The organism is Streptomyces boluensis (genome assembly GCF_009908195.1).
In the GTDB taxonomy this organism is placed as follows: Bacteria; Actinomycetota; Actinomycetes; order Streptomycetales; family Streptomycetaceae; genus Streptomyces; species Streptomyces boluensis.
In genome coordinates this window covers 1-17,595 of sequence record NZ_JAAAHS010000132.1, presented here as the reverse complement: position 1 = coordinate 17,595, position 17,595 = coordinate 1, and the positions used below count along the sequence as shown (strand labels likewise).

16 protein-coding genes are annotated in these 17,595 nt (G+C 71.8%); 9 read left to right on the top strand and 7 right to left on the bottom strand.

All coding sequences use genetic code 11. The features are described from left to right. Window positions 1–144: 144 nt before the first annotated feature. Complete coding sequence (locus tag GUY60_RS18185) at window positions 145–627, top strand: hypothetical protein (RefSeq protein WP_161699081.1); 483 nt, start codon at window positions 145–147, stop codon at window positions 625–627. Window positions 628–726: 99 nt separating this feature from the next. Here the strand turns inward: GUY60_RS18185 and GUY60_RS18180 are convergent, their stop codons facing one another. Next, entirely contained in the window at window positions 727–1,083 is a 357-nt protein-coding gene (locus GUY60_RS18180; protein ID WP_030933606.1) for a HesB/IscA family protein, read from the bottom strand. A gap of 278 nt (window positions 1,084–1,361) precedes the next feature. On the opposite strand from GUY60_RS18180, the gene nadA reads away from it, so the two are divergent. Both nadA and GUY60_RS18170 read left to right on the top strand, forming a co-directional pair. Further along, window positions 1,362–2,552, top strand: coding sequence for a quinolinate synthase NadA (gene nadA, locus GUY60_RS18175; RefSeq protein ID WP_161699079.1), 1,191 nt, complete (start codon window positions 1,362–1,364; stop codon window positions 2,550–2,552). A gap of 134 nt (window positions 2,553–2,686) precedes the next feature. Beyond that, a complete protein-coding gene (locus tag GUY60_RS18170) occupies window positions 2,687–3,571 on the top strand; it encodes a GNAT family N-acetyltransferase (protein ID WP_161699077.1) in 885 nt (294 codons plus the stop codon). Between the two features lie 75 nt (window positions 3,572–3,646). Here the strand turns inward: GUY60_RS18170 and GUY60_RS18165 are convergent, their stop codons facing one another. The 5 genes from GUY60_RS18165 to GUY60_RS18145 all read right to left on the bottom strand — a co-directional run bounded on the left by GUY60_RS18165 (window position 3,647) and on the right by GUY60_RS18145 (window position 10,326). Beyond that, window positions 3,647–6,838 carry an efflux RND transporter permease subunit gene (locus GUY60_RS18165; protein ID WP_161699075.1) on the bottom strand — a complete coding sequence of 1,064 codons (3,192 nt, stop codon included), beginning with the start codon at window positions 6,836–6,838 and terminating at the stop codon, window positions 3,647–3,649. Between the two features lie 275 nt (window positions 6,839–7,113). Continuing rightward, complete coding sequence (locus GUY60_RS18160; protein WP_161699073.1) at window positions 7,114–7,806, bottom strand: response regulator; 693 nt, start codon at window positions 7,804–7,806, stop codon at window positions 7,114–7,116. Further along, window positions 7,803–9,020, bottom strand: coding sequence for a sensor histidine kinase (locus GUY60_RS18155; RefSeq protein WP_187370061.1), 1,218 nt, complete (start codon window positions 9,018–9,020; stop codon window positions 7,803–7,805). The genes GUY60_RS18160 and GUY60_RS18155 overlap by 4 nt, the downstream gene beginning before the upstream one ends. 187 nt (window positions 9,021–9,207) lie before the next feature. Then, complete coding sequence (gene pspAA, locus GUY60_RS18150) at window positions 9,208–9,486, bottom strand: PspA-associated protein PspAA (RefSeq protein WP_161699071.1); 279 nt, start codon at window positions 9,484–9,486, stop codon at window positions 9,208–9,210. 45 nt (window positions 9,487–9,531) lie between these two features. Then, a complete protein-coding gene (locus GUY60_RS18145; RefSeq protein ID WP_161699069.1) occupies window positions 9,532–10,326 on the bottom strand; it encodes a PspA/IM30 family protein in 795 nt (264 codons plus the stop codon). 288 nt (window positions 10,327–10,614) lie between these two features. Here GUY60_RS18145 and GUY60_RS18140 point away from each other — a divergent pair, with 288 nt between their 5' ends. Both GUY60_RS18140 and GUY60_RS18135 read left to right on the top strand, forming a co-directional pair. Beyond that, on the top strand, window positions 10,615–11,220 hold the full coding sequence (locus tag GUY60_RS18140; RefSeq protein WP_188132652.1) for a DUF3043 domain-containing protein: 606 nt from the start codon (window positions 10,615–10,617) through the stop codon (window positions 11,218–11,220). A gap of 62 nt (window positions 11,221–11,282) precedes the next feature. Continuing rightward, window positions 11,283–12,035, top strand: a complete 753-nt coding sequence (locus GUY60_RS18135) for a class I SAM-dependent methyltransferase (RefSeq protein WP_187370062.1) — start codon at window positions 11,283–11,285, stop codon at window positions 12,033–12,035. A 106-nt stretch (window positions 12,036–12,141) separates the two neighbouring features. On the opposite strand, the gene GUY60_RS18130 is transcribed toward GUY60_RS18135, so the two are convergent. Further along, complete coding sequence (locus GUY60_RS18130) at window positions 12,142–12,381, bottom strand: hypothetical protein (protein WP_161699067.1); 240 nt, start codon at window positions 12,379–12,381, stop codon at window positions 12,142–12,144. Between the two features lie 92 nt (window positions 12,382–12,473). Here GUY60_RS18130 and GUY60_RS39525 point away from each other — a divergent pair, with 92 nt between their 5' ends. The 4 genes from GUY60_RS39525 to GUY60_RS38265 all read left to right on the top strand — a co-directional run. Beyond that, window positions 12,474–13,670, top strand: coding sequence for a bifunctional adenosylcobinamide kinase/adenosylcobinamide-phosphate guanylyltransferase (locus GUY60_RS39525; RefSeq protein WP_187370059.1), 1,197 nt, complete (start codon window positions 12,474–12,476; stop codon window positions 13,668–13,670). A 60-nt stretch (window positions 13,671–13,730) separates the two neighbouring features. Then, window positions 13,731–14,921: a nicotinate-nucleotide--dimethylbenzimidazole phosphoribosyltransferase gene (gene cobT, locus GUY60_RS18120; protein WP_161699065.1), complete on the top strand. Its 1,191-nt coding sequence runs from the start codon at window positions 13,731–13,733 to the stop codon at window positions 14,919–14,921. Window positions 14,922–15,049: 128 nt separating this feature from the next. After that, a complete protein-coding gene (locus tag GUY60_RS18115) occupies window positions 15,050–16,843 on the top strand; it encodes a phosphatidylglycerol lysyltransferase domain-containing protein (RefSeq protein ID WP_161699083.1) in 1,794 nt (597 codons plus the stop codon). Further along, the coding region (locus GUY60_RS38265) for a hypothetical protein (RefSeq protein ID WP_246235193.1) at window positions 16,840–17,595 on the top strand (756 nt) is incomplete at its 3' end. The genes GUY60_RS18115 and GUY60_RS38265, both read left to right, overlap by 4 nt.

Here is a 17,595-nt window from a genome sequence, read left to right as displayed (position 1 = left end):
GGCTCGGGTACGGGCATGGGCTCGGGTGCCGGGATCGCGCCGGGTGAGCCGAATCCCGCTGGGGTCGAGCCGGGTGGGGCAGGTGGGGCAGGTGGGCCGCAGCAACCGTGTCCGCAGGGCTCGGAGGGCCGGGAGCCCGCGCCCGTGGACGTGCAGCGGGCGACCTTCGGGCTCGCCACGCACTTCGAGCGGGGCCGCCAAGTACTCGTACCGTCCTGGCTGTTCCAGGTGCGCCCCGTTGGGATGGAGCGCCCCGTCACGATCACGCAGCCCGCGGTGGACCCGGCGTATCTGACCGCGCCGAGCGCCCCGGCGCCCGAGCCGAGCCGGACGGAGGGCGCGCAGCCGCCGACCGGGCCGGAGAGCCGGGACGTGCCGGTGGAGTCGTACGGCGTCGACGGGCGGACGTTGACGCTCCGGTTCTGGGGCGGTGTGTGTTCCGACTACGCGGCGGAGGCGACCGAGAGCGGTGATGAGGTGCGGGTCACGGTGACCGGTACGCCGCGGGACGACGGCAAGGTCTGCATCATGATCGCCAAGGAGCACACCGAGCGGGTCACCCTGAAGAAGCCCCTAGGCGACCGCACGGTGGTCGGCGACAACGGCGCCGCGGTGCAGCGCCGCTAGCGAGGTCCGACCGGACATCCGGACACGACGAAGGCGGCGCTCCCCGCAAGGGGCGCCGCCTTCGTCGTACGACAGTGAACTCCAGGGAGCCGCGAGGGCCTAGCTGAAGGAGTCGCCGCAGGCGCAGGAGCCCGTGGCGTTGGGGTTGTCGATGGTGAAGCCCTGCTTCTCGATGGTGTCGACGAAGTCGATCGAGGCACCGCCGAGGTACGGGGCGCTCATGCGGTCGGTGACGACCTTGACGCCGTCGAAGTCCTTGACGACATCGCCGTCGAGCGAGCGCTCGTCGAAGAACAGCTGGTAGCGAAGGCCGGAGCAGCCGCCGGGCTGAACGGCGACGCGCAGCGCCAGGTCGTCCCGGCCCTCCTGCTCAAGAAGGCCCTTGACCTTGGCCGCGGCGGCGTCGGACAGGAGGATGCCGTCGCTCACGGTGGTGGTCTCGTCCGATACGGACATCTGCTTCTCTCCCGGGTTGTTCGGACTGCTTGCCGACGGTTGCAACCATCGGGGCCGCGGATTCATTCCGGGCCTGGCGCTGTGATTCTGCGATGTCGCCTTGTGTCTTCATGCTCGCACACCCACGCGGGGCGGGGCGCGGGTACGGGCTCCCGGGGAATGCGTCACATCGACATGATGGCCATCGTCAAACTGACGTGAAGCGGTTATGATAGATAACGTCAATTCGACGAAAAGCAGGCCCGGACGGCGGGTTCTGCACGCCGGAAGAAGAAAGGGTGCGTGACGTGACCACCGCCCAATCCCCCGTAGACCTGGGTGTCGAGCCGACGCCCCTCGCTCTGCTGCTGCTCGGCCGCGAGGCCGACCCGAGGAGCGAGCGCGGGGTGGAGTGCCCCGGCGACCTGCCCTCGCCGTCCGACCCGGACCTGGTGGAGCGCGCCCGCGCGGCCAAGGAGAAGCTCGGGGACAAGGTCTTCGTGCTCGGTCACCACTACCAGCGCGACGAGGTCATCCAGTTCGCGGACGTGACCGGCGACTCCTTCAAGCTGGCCAAGGACGCGGCGGCCAAGCCGGAGGCGGAGTACATCGTCTTCTGCGGTGTGCACTTCATGGCCGAGTCGGCGGACATCCTGACCTCCGACGACCAGAAGGTGGTCCTGCCGGACCTCGCCGCGGGCTGCTCCATGGCCGACATGGCGACCGCCGAGCAGGTCGCCGAGTGCTGGGACGTGCTGACCGAGGCGGGCATAGCCGAGCAGGTCGTGCCGGTCTCGTACATGAACTCCTCCGCCGACATCAAGGCCTTCACCGGCAAGCACGGCGGCACGATCTGCACCTCGTCCAACGCGAAGCGTGCCCTCGACTGGGCCTTCGAGCAGGGGGAGAAGGTGCTGTTCCTGCCCGACCAGCACCTGGGGCGCAACACCGCGGTGCGCGACATGGGCCTGTCCCTCGACGACTGCGTCCTGTACAACCCGCACAAGCCGAACGGCGGCCTGACCGTCGAGGAGCTGCGGAACGCCAAGATGATCCTGTGGCGCGGGCACTGCTCGGTGCACGGCCGGTTCTCGCTCGACTCGGTGAACGACGTGCGCGAGCGCATCCCCGGGGTGAACGTCCTGGTGCACCCCGAGTGCAAGCACGAGGTCGTCGCCGCCGCGGACCACGTCGGCTCGACGGAGTACATCATCAAGACGCTGGAGGCGGCCCCGGCCGGCTCGAAGTGGGCGATCGGCACGGAGCTGAACCTCGTCCGCCGGGTGGCCAACGCGCACCCGGACAAGGAGGTCGTCTTCCTCGACAAGACGGTCTGCTTCTGCTCGACCATGAACCGGATCGATCTGCCGCACCTGGTCTGGGCGTTGGAGTCGCTGGCCGAGGGCAATCTGGTCAACCGCATCGAGGTCGACAAGGAGACCGAGAGCTTCGCGAAGCTCGCCCTGGAGCGGATGCTGGCGCTGCCGTAGGTCAAGTCCCTTGGCGGTGCTGCCAGTTGCTGTCGGCTGCTGCCGGTACTGCTGGTTGCTGTCGGTGTCGGTGTCGGTGCCGGTGTCGGCGTAAATGCGTTTGCATTCGGCGGCGGTGTCCGTAGCGTGCGGGAATGATCCTCAGGCCGTTGCGCGACACCGCCGAAGACGCCGAGATCGTACGCCTGGTGGCGGCGGCCTCGTTCCATGACTCGCACTCCGAGGGCGACCCCGCCGACGAGCCGACCTGGCCCGAACGGCCGGAGCGCGAGGACGAGTTGAACCGCTGGTTCGCCCGGACCGACCCGGACGGCTGCAGCGTCGCCGTGGACGACCGCGACCCCGACGGGAAGGCCCTGGGTGTCGCGCTCTCCAGCAGACGCGAGGGCACCTGGGGCCTTTCCCTGCTCGTCGTGGTGCCCGAGGCGCAGGGCAAGGGCGTCGGGCGGGCCCTGCTCGAACACGCCGTGGCGTACGGCGCGGACTGCCCGCGCGGGATCATCTGCGGCTCCCGCGACCCGCGGGCCGCGCGCGCGTACCGGGCCGCCGGGTTCACGCTGCACCCCACGATGCGGTTCGGCGGGGTGGTCGATCCGGCCCGGCTGCCCGCGCCCGACGGGGCGGTGGTCGAGGGCGGGGCGCGGCACCAGGAGCTCATGGACGGGGTCGACCGGCTCCGGCGCGGCGGTGCGCGCGGGCCCGACCACGCCGAACTGCTGCGCCACTGCCGCCTGTTGGTCGCGGACGACGGGGCGGGCAGCGGTTACGTGTACGTCGACGGCGGCAAGGTCGTCACGCTGTCGGCCACCTCCGAGCAGGTCGCCGCCCGGCTGCTCACGGCGGCGCTGCGGTCCATGGAGCCCGGTGTGCGGGCCCGCCTCGCCGATGTCACCGCCGAGCAGGAGTGGGCCGTGGACGTCGCGCTCGCCGCCCGGCTCTCGCCGCGGAACGCCGGGTACCTGTGTCTGCGGGGGATGCGGCCGCCGGTGCCGTTCGTGCCGTCCGGGGCGTTTCTCTGAGCGACCCACCGGTACGCAGGAAGGGGCGCCCCTCACCGTGAGGGGCGCCCCTTTCGCGTACGTACGACCGGTGGGTCAGACCTTCGCCGGCTCCGGCTCGGGTTCGCCGGACCCGGCCGGCTCCTCGGTGGGCTCGGCCTGCGCCGGGACGCCCGCCTTCCTGTCGCGCTTGGCCGCCCGCTTCTTGGCGCGACGCTCCTTGCGGAGTTCGATCATCGCGTAGAGCGTCGGGACCAGGAGCAGGGTGAGGAGCGTCGACGTGACCAGGCCGCCGATCACCACGATCGCGAGCGGCTTGGCGATGAAGCCGCCGTGGCCGGTGACGCCCGCCGCCATCGGGGCGAGCGCGCAGATCGTCGCGAGGGCCGTCATCAGGATCGGGCGGAGCCGGTGGCGGCCGCCCTCGATGACCGCTTCGACCGTGCCGTACCCCTTCTCGCGGTACTGGTTGATCAGGTCGATCAGGACGATCGCGTTGGTCACCACGATGCCGATCAGCATCAGCATGCCGATCATCGCCGGGACGCCCATCGGGGTGTCCGTGGCGATGAGCAGGCCGATCGCGCCGGTCGCCGCGAACGGGATCGAGACGAGCAGGATCAGCGGCTGCACAAGGGACTTGAAGGTCGCCACGAGCAGCATGAAGACGATCGCGATGGCCGCGAGCATCGCCAGGCCGAGCGAGGCGAAGGCCTCGTCCTGGTCCTCGGAGACACCGCCGATGGACACCGTGGCGCCGTCGGGGAGCTCCTTCTCCAGCTGGTTCAGCTTGGTCTGCAGCTGGGTGCTGACCGCGCCGGTGTTGTCGCCGGTCGGCTTCGCCGTGATCGTCGCGGCGCGGGCGCCGTCGATCCGGGTCATCGAGACCGGTCCGTCGATCAGCTTCACCGTGGCGATGTCGCCGAGCTGAACCCGGCCGAGCCGCAGTTCGCGCAGCTCGTCGAGGGTCTCGGCGGGCTTCGCCGACTTCACGACGACGTCCCGCTCGGTGTCGTCGAGGACGGCCTTGCCGCTGGGCGTGCCCCGCACCGCCTGGCCGACGGCCTGGCCGAGCGTGGTGTCGTTGAACCCGGCCGCAGCGGCCTTGGCGTTGGCCTTGACCGAGATCCGGGGTACGGACTGCGACAGGTCGCTCTGCACGTCGGTGACGTCGTCGAGCTCCGCGACCTCGTCCCGCACCTGCTCGGACGCCTTCTTCAGTACGTCGGCGTCGGCGGCCTTGACGACCACGCTGAGGTCCTGACCGGCCATCGGGTCACCGGCGGCGATGCGGGTGTCGCCGATGCCGTCGAGCGCGCCGAGGGCACGGTCGATGCCGTCGCTGGTCTTCTCGAAGTCGGCGCCCTCGGTGAGGGTCACCTGGTACGAGGCCTGGTTGGTGTCCGTACCGCCGCCGAAGGCCGCCATGAAGCCGGATGAGCCGATGGTGACCTGGTAGTCCTTGACGCCGTCGACGCCGGAGAGGGCCTTCTCGACCTTCTCGGCGGCCTTGTCGGTGGCGGCGAGGCTGGTGCCGGGCTTCAACTCCTGCTTGATGGACAGGACTTCCTGCTCGCCCTGGTCGAAGAAGTTGGTCTTCAGCATCGGCGCCATGCCGAACGTGCCGACGAGGACGGCGACCGCGATCAGCAGGCTGGTGAAGCGGCGCCGGGTGGCGAAGCGCAGCACCGGCACGTACAGGCGCTGCAGCCGGCTGCGCGCCTCCTTCTCCTCGGCCTTGCGCCTGGCCTCCTCCGGGTCGAGCGCCGCGGTGCCCTTGGGGGCGCGCAGGAACCAGTACGAGAGGACCGGAACGACCGTGAGGGACACGATCAGGGAAGCGAGCAGGGCGGCCGTGACGGTCAGCGAGAACGAGCCGAACAGCTCGCCCACCATGCCGCCGACCAGACCGATCGGCAGGAACACCGCGACCGTGGTGAGGGTCGACGAAGTGACCGCGCCCGAGACCTCCTTGACCGCGGTGAGGATCGCCTCGCGGCGCTCCTCGCCGTAGCCGAGGTGCCGCTTGATGTTCTCCAGGACCACGATCGAGTCGTCCACGACGCGGCCGATCGCGATGGTCAGCGCGCCGAGCGTGAGCATGTTCAGCGACAGGTCGCGGGTCCACAGCACGATCAGGGCGAGGACGACCGACAGCGGGATGGAGACCGCGGTGACCAGCGTCGAGCGGATCGACGTCAGGAAGATCAGGATGATGACGACCGCGAACGCCAGGCCGAGCGCACCCTCGGTGGTCAGGCTGGAGATCGACTTCGAAACCGCCGGGCCCTGGTCGGACACCACGGTCAGGTCGGCGTCGGCGCCCAAGTCCTTGCGCAGGTCCGGGAGTTCGGCCTTGACCGCGTCCGAGATGGCGACGGCGGAGCCGTCCTTGTCCATGGTGACGACGACGGCGAGGCTGGGCTCGCCGTTGGTGCGGGTCAGCGAGGTGGCCGTGGCCTCCTGCTGCTCCACGTCCGCGACGGAGCCGAGGCGTACCGGCTTCTTCGGCTGCCCCGCCGTGGGAGCGCCGGGTGCCGCCTCCGGCGCGACCATCAGGTCCTCGACCTGCTTCAGCGAGGTGAAGCCGCCGCCGACCTGGACCGTGCGGTTGCCGCCGTCCTCGTCGAACGAACCGGCCGGCACCGACGCCCCGCCCTGCTGGAGGGCCTGTACGAGCGCCGCCGGGGTCAGCCCCGCGCGTGCCAGCTTCCGGTCGTCCGGGGTGACCGCCACCTGGACGTCACGGACGCCGTCGACGGAGACCTGGCCGACGCCGTCGATGTCCTCGAGCACCGGGACGACGGAGCGCTCCAGCTGACCGGCGAGCGCCTGCTGGTCGACGCCGTCGGAGGACGCGGCGAGGACCACGGTCGGGATGTCGTCCGTGGAGCCCGCGACGACCTGCGGGTCGACGTCCTGGGGCAGTTGGGCGCGGGCCCGGTTCACAGCCTGCTGGACGTCGGCGACGAGCTGCTTGGAGTCGCTGTCGCCGTAGTCGAACTGGGCCATGACCAGGGCGTTGCCCTCGCTGGCCGTGGCGGTGATGCCGGTGATGCCGTCGACCGCCTCGAGGGTCGACTCCAGCGGCTCCACGACCTGCTTCTCGACCACATCGGGCGACGCGCCCTGGTAGGGGGCGATGACGGACACCATCGGGAGTTCGATGGACGGGAGCAGCTGCTGCTTGAGCTGCGGGACCGCGATGGCGCCGAACGCGATCGCGACGAGCGAGATCAGCCCGATCAGAGCCCGCTGGGCGAGGCTGAATCTGGACAGCCAGGACATGGGTGAGGGTCTCTCTTCTGTGGCTTGCGCGGCAGGAGGGCGCGGCCTGCGCCCGGCGACGGGTGCGGACCTGGGGCTTCGACCTGGGGCTTCTGTGACCCTGATCCACCGGACCCTGATCCACCGGACAGGCCCTGGGCGGGTCCCCCGACGGGTTCGGGCCAGGGCTGCGCCCGACTCTTCAACCCTCAGCCATGGAGCACCCGGTATTCCTCGCTCCCAGGTCCCCTTCCGCGCCCGGCGCGTACTGCGCCCGCAGTACGCCCCTTCGGAGCTCACTCCACCCTTGGACGTACCAGGCCCGATTCGTACGCGATTACTACGAGTTGGGCGCGGTCGCGGGCGCCGAGCTTGGCCATCGCCCGGTTCACATGGGTCTTCACGGTGAGCGGGCTGACGGTGAGCTGGACGGCGATCTCGTCGTTGGAGAGACCGCCCGCGACGTGTACGAGGACCTCGCGCTCGCGCCCGGTGAGGGCCCGCAGCCGCTCGGCGTGGGTGCCGCCCGGCTCGTCGCCGTCGTCCGAACTGCCGCCCTGCGCGAGGAACTTGGCGATCAGGCCCTTCGTCGCGACCGGCGAGAGCAGTGCCTCACCGGCGGCGGCGACGCGGATGGCGTTGAGGAGCTCGTCCGGCTCGGAGCCCTTGCCGAGGAACCCGGAGGCGCCGGCCCGCAGCGACTGCACCACGTACTCGTCGACCTCGAAGGTGGTCAGCATCACCACGCGTACGTGCGCGAGTTCCGGGTCGGCGCTGATCAGGCGGGTGGCGGCGAGGCCGTCCGTGCCGGGCATGCGGATGTCCATGAGGACGATGTCGGCCCGCTCGGACCGGGCGAGCTCGACGGCCTGGGCGCCGTCCGAGGCCTCGCCGACGACCTGCATGTCGGGCTCGGAGTCGACCAAAACCCGGAAGGCACTGCGCAGCAGGGCCTGGTCGTCGGCGAGCAGCACCCTGATGGCGGTCATGCGGTCTCCCCCGTGGTGGCCGTGCGGTCGGCGACTGGAAGGATCGCATGGACGCGGAATCCGCCGCCGTAGCGGGCCCCCGCGGTCAACCTGCCGCCGAGTGCGGAGACCCGTTCGCGCATGCCGAGCAGCCCGTGCCCGCCGCCGCTCTCGGGCGGCCCGCCGACGCCGGGCCCGTCGTCGATCACGGTGATCTCGACGTTCACCCCGACCCGGATGACGCTCAACTCGGCCTTCGCGCCGGTGCCCGCGTGCTTGTGGACGTTGGTGAGGGCCTCCTGGATGACCCGGTACGCGGCGAGGTCGACGGCCGCGGGCAGCGGGGCGTTCTCGTCGGCGCTGGCCACGTCGACGGGGAGCCCGGCGTTCCGGAACGTGTCGAGCAGCTCCTCGAGGCGGGCCAGGCCGGGAGCGGGTTCGGTGGGCGCCTCGGGGTCGCCGGTCTGCCGCAACAGGCCGACGGTGGCGCGCAGTTCGTCGAGCGCGGAGCGGCTGGCCTCGCGGACGTGCCCGAGCGCCTCCTTGGCCTGGTCGGGCCGCTTGTCCATGACGTGCGCGGCGACACCGGCCTGGACGTTGACGAGGGCGATGTGGTGGGCGACCACGTCGTGCAGATCCCGGGCGATACGGAGCCGCTCCTCGGCGACCCGGCGGCGGGCCTCCTCCTCACGGGTGCGCTCGGCGCGCTCGGCCCGCTCCCGGATGGCGTCGACGAAGGCACGGCGGCTGCGCACCGCGTCCCCCGCGGCGGCGGCCATGCCGGTCCAGGCGAAGACGCCGAGGTTCTCCTGCGCGTACCAGGCGAGGGGTCCGGAGAGCATCGCGGTGCCGGTGAGCGCGGCCATGGTGAGCAGGCCGACCCGCCAGGTGGTCGGCCGGTCGGTGTGCGCGGCGACGGTGAACAGCGCGATCACCGCGCACATGGTGACCGGAGCCCGCGGTTCCCCGGTGACCACCTCGACCAGGGAGACGGCGACGGTGGCGGCGAGCACGGCCATCGGGCGGCGCCGCCGGAAGATCAGCGCGACCGAGCCGACCAGCATCAGGGCGACGCTCAGCCGGTCGGGATTACGGCCGAAGTAGGCCCCGCGGGGGCCGTACGGCTCGACGAACGAGCCGAGCAGCATGCAGCTGAGTACGGCCAGGGCGAGGGCGGCGTCGAAGGCGAGGGGGTGGCCCTTCAGCCAGTTCCTGGCGCGTACGAGGGTGCTCACGAGTCGTTACGGTACCTGTGCCGTCGTCCGGGGCTCGGTCCCCCAGGGGCTGCGCCCCCGGACCCCGCTCCCTTCGGCCTCCGGCCTCGTCCTCAAGCGCCGGACGGGCTGATATTGCCCGACGGACCGATTCCAGAGCCAGGACCAATACCAGCGCCAGCACCAGCACCAGCACCAGCCGCACGTATCACCCCGGAATCAACCCATCATCGCTGAGCATCTCCCGGACCTCCTCCAACGTCGCGTCCCACCCCGGAAGGATCAGTTCCGAGGGTTCGAGGGCGTCGTCGGGGAGGGGCGTGCCGAGTTCGCGGACCTTGGCCAGGAGCGCGTGCAGGGTGGTGCGGAAGCCGGGGCCGTCGCCGCTCTCCATCTCGGCGAGCAACTCGTCGTCCAGCTTGTTCAGTTCGGTGAAGTGGCTGTCCGCCAGCTCCACCTGCCCCTCCCCCATGATCCGTACGATCATGACGCTCTCCTCAGAGTCGGGATCCGTACCCGGCCAGTGTGCGGCCTACTGCTTGTCGAAGCGCGGGGTGTCCTGCTGCGGCTGGCCCTGAGCCTGGCCGTTTCCACCCTCGAGAGCCTGCTGCGAGCCGCCGCTGCCCCCGGCCAGCTCGGCCTTCATGCGCTGCAGCTCCAGCTCCACGTCGGTGCCGCCGGAGAGCCGGTCGAGCTCCGCCTGGATGTCGTCCTTGGTCGAGCCGGACTGGTCGTCGAGGGCGCCCGAGGCGAGCAGCTCGTCGATGGCGCCGGCGCGGGCCTGCAGCTGGGCCGTCTTGTCCTCGGCGCGCTGGATCGCCATGCCGACGTCGCCCATCTCCTCGGAGATGCCGGAGAAGGCCTCGCCGATCCGGGTCTGGGCCTGCGCCGCGGTGTAGGTCGCCTTGATCGTCTCCTTCTTCGTACGGAAGGCGTCGACCTTGGCCTGGAGGCGCTGGGCGGCGAGGGTGAGCTTCTCCTCCTCGCCCTGCAGCGTCTGGTGCTGCGTCTCCAGGTCCGTGACCTGCTGCTGAAGGGCGGACCTGCGGGAAAGCGCCTCACGGGCGAGGTCCTCACGGCCGAGCGCCAGCGCCTTGCGGCCCTGGTCCTCCAGCTTGGAGGACTGCGACTGGAGCTGGTTGAGCTGCAGTTCGAGGCGCTTGCGGGAGGTCGCCACATCGGCGACGCCGCGGCGCACCTTCTGCAGCAGCTCCAGCTGTTTCTGGTACGAGTAATCGAGGGTCTCGCGCGGGTCCTCGGCCCGGTCAAGGGCCTTGTTCGCCTTCGCGCGGAAGATCATCCCCATACGCTTCATGACACCGCTCATGGGCTTCGCGCGCCCCCTTCTGACAGATCCGACCGGCCGTTCCAGCTCCAGCACTGCGACAGAACCCAGCCTACGGGCCCTGCCTCCATTACCGCACTGTTCGAGCACCGATGTGCTCCTCCCCAAGGACGACTGCTCGCCCCGCCGCTCCGGCGCGGGGAGTAGACGAACAGTGCGGCAAAGTTCTGGAAGGTCCCTTTAGATCCCGTTGCCGTTGTCTTTCAGGACGTCCGCCGTTGCCGGATCGTTCCCCGCCGGGCTGTGGTCGACACGCGGAACCCCGTACCCTTGGGTTTTGTGTTCCGTAGCCGTTCCAAGGATGAGAAGGCCCCGAGCGCCAAGGCGCCGGTAGCCGACTCCACGCAGCCCCGCGACCCGCAGGCACCCAAGGGTCGCCCCACCCCCAAGCGCAGCGCCGCCCAGTCGCAGCGCCGCAGCGTGGCGAGTACGCCGACCAACCGCAAGGAGGCGGCGAAGCGGCAGCGCGAGACCCGCCGCGCGGACATGGCGCGCCAGCGTGAGGCGCTGGCCAGCGGCGACGAGCGCTATCTGCCGGTGCGTGACAAGGGCAAGGTGCGCAAGTTCGCGCGCGACTTCGTCGACTCGCGGTTCTGCATCGCCGAGTACTTCCTGCCGATGGCGGTGATCATCCTCGTCCTCAGCATGCTGCAGAACCCGCAGCTGCAGAACATCGCTCTGCTGCTCTGGCTGTTCGTGATCGTGCTGATCGTCATCGACTCGGTGTTCATCGCGATCCGCCTGAAGAAGCAGCTCCGGGAGCGGTTCCCGGACGAGCCGAAGCGTGGCGCCGTCGCGTACGCCCTGATGCGCACGCTCCAGATGCGTCGACTGCGGCTGCCGAAGCCGCAGGTCAAGCGCGGAGAGCGGCCCTGAGCGCTGCCGGCTCTCCGGAAGGCGGACGTCCCGGCGGGTTCGGAGGTGGCGCGGCCGGCTGGCTGCGCGGCCTCGGCGGACTGCGCAATGTCGTACGCCAGGAGCTGGTCGCCCGGCAGCTGGACGAGCAGATCGCGGCCCGCTACCCGGTGGGTCAGCGGCTGCGCGTCCTCGACGTGGGGCTCGGCCAGGGCACTCAGGCGCTGCGCCTCGCCCGCATCGGGCACCAGGTCACCGGCATCGAGTCGGACGCCAGGATGCTGGCCGCCGCGCGTGAGGCGCTGGCCGCCGAGCCGGAGGGCATCCGCGCGCGTGTGCGGCTCGTCGAGGGCGACGGCCGGGACACCGGGGTGCACTTCCTGCCCGGCTCCTTCGACGTGGTCCTCTGCCACGGCGTCCTGATGTACGTGGACGAGCCGGACGGGCTGCTCGCGGGCCTGGCCCGGATGCTCGCGCCGGGCGGGCTGCTCTCGCTGCTCGTGCGCAACGCCGACGCGCTCGCCATGCGGCCTGGCCTGACCGGCGACTGGTCCACCGCGCTCGACGCCTTCGACACGGCCACGTACACCAACCGGATCGGCCTCGACGTACGCGCCGACGGCCGCGCCAAGCTGACCGCGACGCTCGCCGGGATCGGCGCCCCGCTGCACGCCTGGTACGGCGTACGGGTCTTCACGGACACGGCCGCCGACGACGCCGAGCCGCCGCCGGAAACGGAACTCATGGCGCTGCTCGCGGCGGAGGAACGGGCCGGGCGCACCGACCCGTACCGCGCGGTGGCGGCCCTGACGCATCTCTGCGGGGTCCGGGGCTAGCCCCAGGAACATGACGACGAACTCCCCGACCGCCCTCGGCAGTCGGGGAGTTCGTGTGTGTGCGTACCCGGGTCGATGCGTTCCCGTGCGTACCCGGGTGGAGGGGCTACTCCTGTGCCGCCTCGGCCGGCTCGGCCGCTTCCGCCGGGTGCAGGCTCATCGGGCCGTAGATCTCCGTGTCGTCCTCGAAGAGTCGCACCTGGTCGGCGCCGCCCTCCTGGAGTTCCTTCCAGACCTCGCCGATCCAGGACTCCGCGTCGCCCTGGGTGGTGAACTCCTCTGGCTGCACCGCCGGTTGCACCTCGCTGCCATCGGACTTCTCGAAGCGCCACGTCCATGCCGCCATGTCAGCCTCCCAGGTACTGGCTCAAGATCCGACTCCTGATTGGAGCCTATCCGGACGCGCAGGACAAGGCCGGACGCGGCAGGATCGTGCCCGTGGAACTGACTCTGCTCGGCACCGGCGCCCCCGAGGGCCTGCCCCGCCCCGACTGTCCCTGCGCCGCCTGCGCGAGCGCGACCGGCGACGACGTACGCGCCGCGACCGCGCTCCTCGTGGACGGTGTGCTGCTGCTCGACCTCACCCCGGGCGCCGCGTTCGCGGCCGCGCGCGCGGGGCGCACGCTCAGCGGAGTGCGCCAGGTGCTGCTCTCCCACCCGCAGGACGGCCCCGCGATGGAACACCCGGCGGGGCTGCCCGCAGCGGGCCGGGTGCCGGAGGGGCGCGAGCTGGCGCTGCTCGGCGGGCACCGGGTGCGGGCGATCGCGATGGACTCGCCGGGCAGCGGGTACGAGGTGACGGGCCCGGACGGGAAGCGGCTGCTCTATCTGCCGCCGGGCGGCGCGCCCGCGGGCCTCGACCACCCGGAGCCGTACGACATGGTGGTCGCCGATGTCGTGGACCGGCCGGACGCGCTGGCCCGGCTGCGGGCGGCCGGTGCGGTCGACGCGAGCACCGACGTGCTCGCCGTGCACCTCGACCACGACGTGCCGCCGGGCGCCGAGCTGCGCCGTCGGCTCGCCGCCGCCGGGGCCCGCACCGTGCCGGACGGTACGACGGTGGTGGTCGGCGAGTTCCACGCCGTACCGGATCTGCCGCGCCGGACCCTGGTGCTCGGCGGGGCCCGCTCGGGGAAGTCCGTCGAGGCGGAGCGGCGCCTGGAGTCGTTCCCCGAGGTGCTGTACGTGGCCACCGGCGGCGGGCGTGAGGGCGATGCCGAGTGGGCGGCCCGGGTCGGCCTGCACCGGGAGCGGCGGCCGTCGTCCTGGCGCACCGAGGAGACCTGCGAACTGGCGCCGCTGCTCACCGCGGACGGCCCGCCGCTGCTCGTCGACTGTCTGTCGCTGTGGCTGACCGACGCGATGGACCGGGTCGGCGCGTGGGACGACGCCACCTGGGCCTCGGGCGGTGAGCGGGCGCTGCGCGAACGGATGGCGGAGCTCGTGGCGGCGGTGCGTGGCACCCGGCGCACGGTGGTCGCGGTGTCCAACGAGGTCGGCTCGGGCGTCGTCCCCGCGACCGCCGCGGGCCGTCGTTTCCGGGACGAACTGGGCCGTCTCAACGCGGCGTTCGCCTCCGAGTGCGAGCACGTCCTGCTCGTCGTGGCCGGGCAGGCGCTGACGCTGCGCGGCTGACGGAAGAGTGCCGGGGGCGCACCGGCGCCGGGCGGGAAGTGCCCCGGTACTGTTCGACGAATGAGCTCGCTGAATCTCGATGACTTCTCCGATCTGATCGAGCGCCCCGACGGCGGGGTGCGCCGCGACGCCGAGGAGCGCAGGGCCCGCCTGGCCGTGCCGCCCGGCGCGCTCGGCCGTCTCGACGAGCTGGGCGAGTGGCTGGCGGCCGCGCAGTCGACGGTGCCGGTGAAGGCGATCGAACGGCCGCGCGCGGTGCTGTTCGCCGGTGACCACGGGGTGGCCGGGCTCGGTGTCTCCGCGCGTCCCCCGGGCGGCGCCGGTCGCCTCGTACGCGCGGTGCTCGACGGCGAGAGCCCGGTGTCGGTCCTGGCCCGCGGCAGCGGGGTCCCGGTGCGGGTGATCGACCTGGCCCTGGACTGCGACCCGGAGGAGCTGCCCGCCGAGGTGGTACGGCACCGGGTGCGGCGGGGCAGCGGGCGCATCGACATCGAGGACGCGCTCACCGCGGAAGAGGTCGAGCAGGCGTTCCGTACGGGCATGGCGATCGCCGACGAAGAGGCGGACAACGGCACCGACCTGGTGGTGCTCGGCGACATCAGCGTGGGCGGTACGACGGCGGCGGCCACCCTGGTCGCCGCGCTGTGCGGCACGGACGCCTCGGTGGTCACGGGGCGCGGCGGCCGGGCGATCGACGACCTGGCCTGGATGCGCAAGTGCGCGGCGGTGCGCGACGCGCTGCGCCGGGCCCGCCCGGTCCTCGGCGACCAGTTGGAGCTGCTGCGCACGGTGGGCGGCGCGGACCTCGCCGCGATCACCGGCTTCCTGCTGCAGAGCGCGGTACGGCGTACGCCGGTGATCCTCGACGGCGTGGTCTCCGCGGCCTGTGCGCTGGTCGCCCAGCGGGTCGCGTTCCGGGCGCCGGACTGGTGGCTCGCGGGCCAGCGCAGCGGTGAGCCGGCCCAGGCCAAGGCGCTCGACCGCCTCGCCGTCGACCCGCTGCTCGACCAGGGCGTGACGGCGGGCGAGGGGGCGGGCGCGATGCTGGCGCTGCCGCTGGTACGGGCGGCGGCCGCGCTCGCCGCTGAACTCCCCGAGCTGAAGCCGGAGTTGGAGCCCGAGGCGCCGGAGCCGAGCCCGGAGCCGGGGGCCGGGAAGCCGGACGAGGCGGTCCTTGACGCGGATGCGGCGGAAGAGGCCATGGCCGGCACCGGAGCGGACGAGGCGCGGACGGAGAAGCAAGCCGACTGACCTCGTCCGTACCAGCGCCGGGGCCCCGGTGGCCGCCCCACGGAGCGGCCACCGGTACGGCCTCCGGGCTCGCCGCAGCAGCCGCCCGGATTCGGACACAATGCCCCATATGATCCCGTCTCATGGGAATGGGAGAGGCGCTCGAGGTACCGCGTAAAGCCGCCGAACCGACCCGAGGGGTGGACCGGACGAGCAGTGTCCGCCGGGCCGCGCCACGGGCGGCCGCGTTCTCCGTCTGGTATCTGCGCGCCGTCACTTTCGTCAACTTCCTCAGCGCGGTCTGGTTCTCCCTCGGCCAGGACCTGCGGCGCCACAACACCGAGGACTTCTTCACGCCGTACCTGCTGACCGCGGGGTTCGGCTCCGGCCTCGTCACGCTCTTCCTCGCCGTCACGATGCGCCGCCGCAAGCGGGCCGCGTGGATCCTGAACCTGGTGCTCAGCGGCCTTTTCCTGCTGCTGTTCGGCTTCGCGATGCTCTTCCCCGAGATCCGGCTGCACATCCAGAACTGGGTCTCCCTCGGCCTGACCGCCGCCTTCGTCGCAGCGCTGCTGATCGGGCGGCGCGAGTTCTACGCCAAGGGCGACCGGTCCAACCCGAAGCTCGCCGCGGCCGTCGCGACCGGTGGGCTGCTCGGCTGTTCACTCCTTGCCGCGCTCCTGGTCACGCTCACCAACCAGGCCTCGGACGCGGACCGTTCGACCTTCGTGGACCGCTGGCGGTACGGCACGATGCGGCTTGTCTCGCTGGCCGCGGACGACTCCCGCCTCCCCGGCGTCGCCACTCCGGCCTTGACCAACGTCACCATCAACGCGATGAGCTTCCTGCTGCTGCTCGCCGTGCTCTACGCCGCGTTCCGCTCCCGGCGCGCCGTCGACCCGCTCACCGCCGGCGACGAGGAGCGGCTGCGCGTACTCCTGGAGCGGCACGGGGAGCGGGACTCGCTCGGCTACTTCGCGCTGCGCCGGGAGAAGAGCGTGGTGTGGTCGCCGACCGGCAAGGCCGCCGTCGTCTACCGCGTGGTGGGCGGGGTCTCACTGGCCTCCGGCGACCCGATCGGCGACCCCGAGGCCTGGCCCGGCGCCATCGAACCCTGGCTCGCCGAAGCCCGCGAGCACGGCTGGGCGCCCGCCGTGATGGGCGCGAGCGAGGAGGCCGGCACGATCTACGCCCGGCACGGCCTCGACGCCCTCGAACTCGGCGACGAAGCCCTCGTGGAGACCGCCGACTTCACCCTCTCCGGCCGCGCCATGCGCACCGTACGGCAGGCCTACAACCGGGTCGCGCGGGCCGGGTACGAGGTACGTGTGCGGCGCCACGAGGACATCCCCGTACCGGAGTTGGAGCAGTTGCTGCGGCGGGCCGACGACTGGCGGGACGGGGCGACCGAGCGGGGCTTCTCGATGGCGCTCGGCCGCCTGGGCGACGCCGCCGACGGGCGCTGCATGATGCTCGAATGCACCGACGCGCACGGCGAGTTGAAGGCCCTGCTCTCGTTCGTGCCGTGGGGCCCGAAGGGGCTCTCCCTCGATCTGATGCGGCGTGACCGGGACGCGGAGAACGGCCTGATGGAGTTCATGGTCATCGAACTCCTGCAGCGCGCCGGAGAGATCGGGATCACACAGGTCTCACTGAACTTCGCGATGTTCCGCTCCGTCTTCGAACGTGGCTCGCGACTCGGCGCGGGCCCGGTGCTCCGGCTCTGGCGCTCGCTGCTCAGCTTCTTCTCCCGCTGGTGGCAGATCGAGTCGCTGTACCGCGCCAACGCCAAGTACCGGCCCATCTGGGAGCCGCGGTTCCTGCTCTTCGAGAAGAGCGGCGACCTGCTGCGCATCGGTCTCGCATCCGCACGGGCCGAGGGTTTCCTCGAAGCCCCCGGCCCGAAGTGGCTGCACCGCAGACATCTGGAGCCACCGCGTTGAGCAGACCCGCCGACCTCGCCCGCGCGGAGTGGGGCGCGCTCTGCGCCCGCGTACGGGACGGGCTCGCCGCCAGGACGTGGCGGGCGGCCCCGATGACGGTCGGCGCGGTCGCTCTGACCGCCCTGTTCCAGTACACCCAGAACCAGGAGTGGGGCTACCGGTTCATCCAGGACATCGGCTCGGTGCGCGCCGAGGACCCGCTCTGGCTCGCTCTGCTCCGCACTCCCCTGTCGCTGTTCGTGCCGGCCCTCGACCTGCCGGTGTGGGGTGCGCTCGCGCAGATCCTGATCGTGTTCGGGATCGCCGAGATCTGCCTCGGCTGGTGGCGCACCCTCGCCGTCGGGTACGCGGCCACGCTGGCCGGCACGCTCTACGCGCGCGTGGGCATCGCGCTCGGCCCGGACCGTCCGCTGGGTCTGCCCGCGTCCGACGCGCAGGTCGTCGACACCGGCCCTTCGGCGGCGGTGGTGGGGCTCGCGGTGTACGTCTGCTGGCGCTACCGGGCCTGGTGCACGGCCGCCCTCGTGGTCGCCGTGATGGTGGCCGAGGTGCTGGTCAAGGACAACCTGGCGGGCCGTGAACACCTGGCCGCCATCGCCCTGATCCTCCTGGTGTGCGCCGCCGGTGAGGTACGTCAGCGGCGCGGCGGCGGCCGGTCCGTACCGTCGGAAGGACCGGAGGCGGAGCCGGAGCCGGAGCCGGGCGCGGAGTCCGAGTCCGGGTCCGGCTCTGGGTCGGGGTCGGGGTCGGGG

Excerpts from the sequence above, each read along its gene's own strand:
- GUY60_RS18180 (WP_030933606.1), bottom strand. The coding sequence starts at position 1,083 with ATGTCCGTATCGGACGAGACCACCACCGTGAGCGACGGCATCCTCCTG.
- GUY60_RS18170 (WP_161699077.1), top strand. The coding sequence starts at position 2,687 with ATGATCCTCAGGCCGTTGCGCGACACCGCCGAAGACGCCGAGATCGTA.
- GUY60_RS18165 (WP_161699075.1), bottom strand. The coding sequence starts at position 6,838 with ATGTCCTGGCTGTCCAGATTCAGCCTCGCCCAGCGGGCTCTGATCGGG.
- GUY60_RS18160 (WP_161699073.1), bottom strand. The coding sequence starts at position 7,806 with ATGACCGCCATCAGGGTGCTGCTCGCCGACGACCAGGCCCTGCTGCGC.
- pspAA (WP_161699071.1), bottom strand. The coding sequence starts at position 9,486 with ATGATCGTACGGATCATGGGGGAGGGGCAGGTGGAGCTGGCGGACAGC.
- GUY60_RS18145 (WP_161699069.1), bottom strand. The coding sequence starts at position 10,326 with ATGAGCGGTGTCATGAAGCGTATGGGGATGATCTTCCGCGCGAAGGCG.
- GUY60_RS18130 (WP_161699067.1), bottom strand. The coding sequence starts at position 12,381 with ATGGCGGCATGGACGTGGCGCTTCGAGAAGTCCGATGGCAGCGAGGTG.
- cobT (WP_161699065.1), top strand. The coding sequence starts at position 13,731 with ATGAGCTCGCTGAATCTCGATGACTTCTCCGATCTGATCGAGCGCCCC.
- GUY60_RS18115 (WP_161699083.1), top strand. The coding sequence starts at position 15,050 with ATGGGAGAGGCGCTCGAGGTACCGCGTAAAGCCGCCGAACCGACCCGA.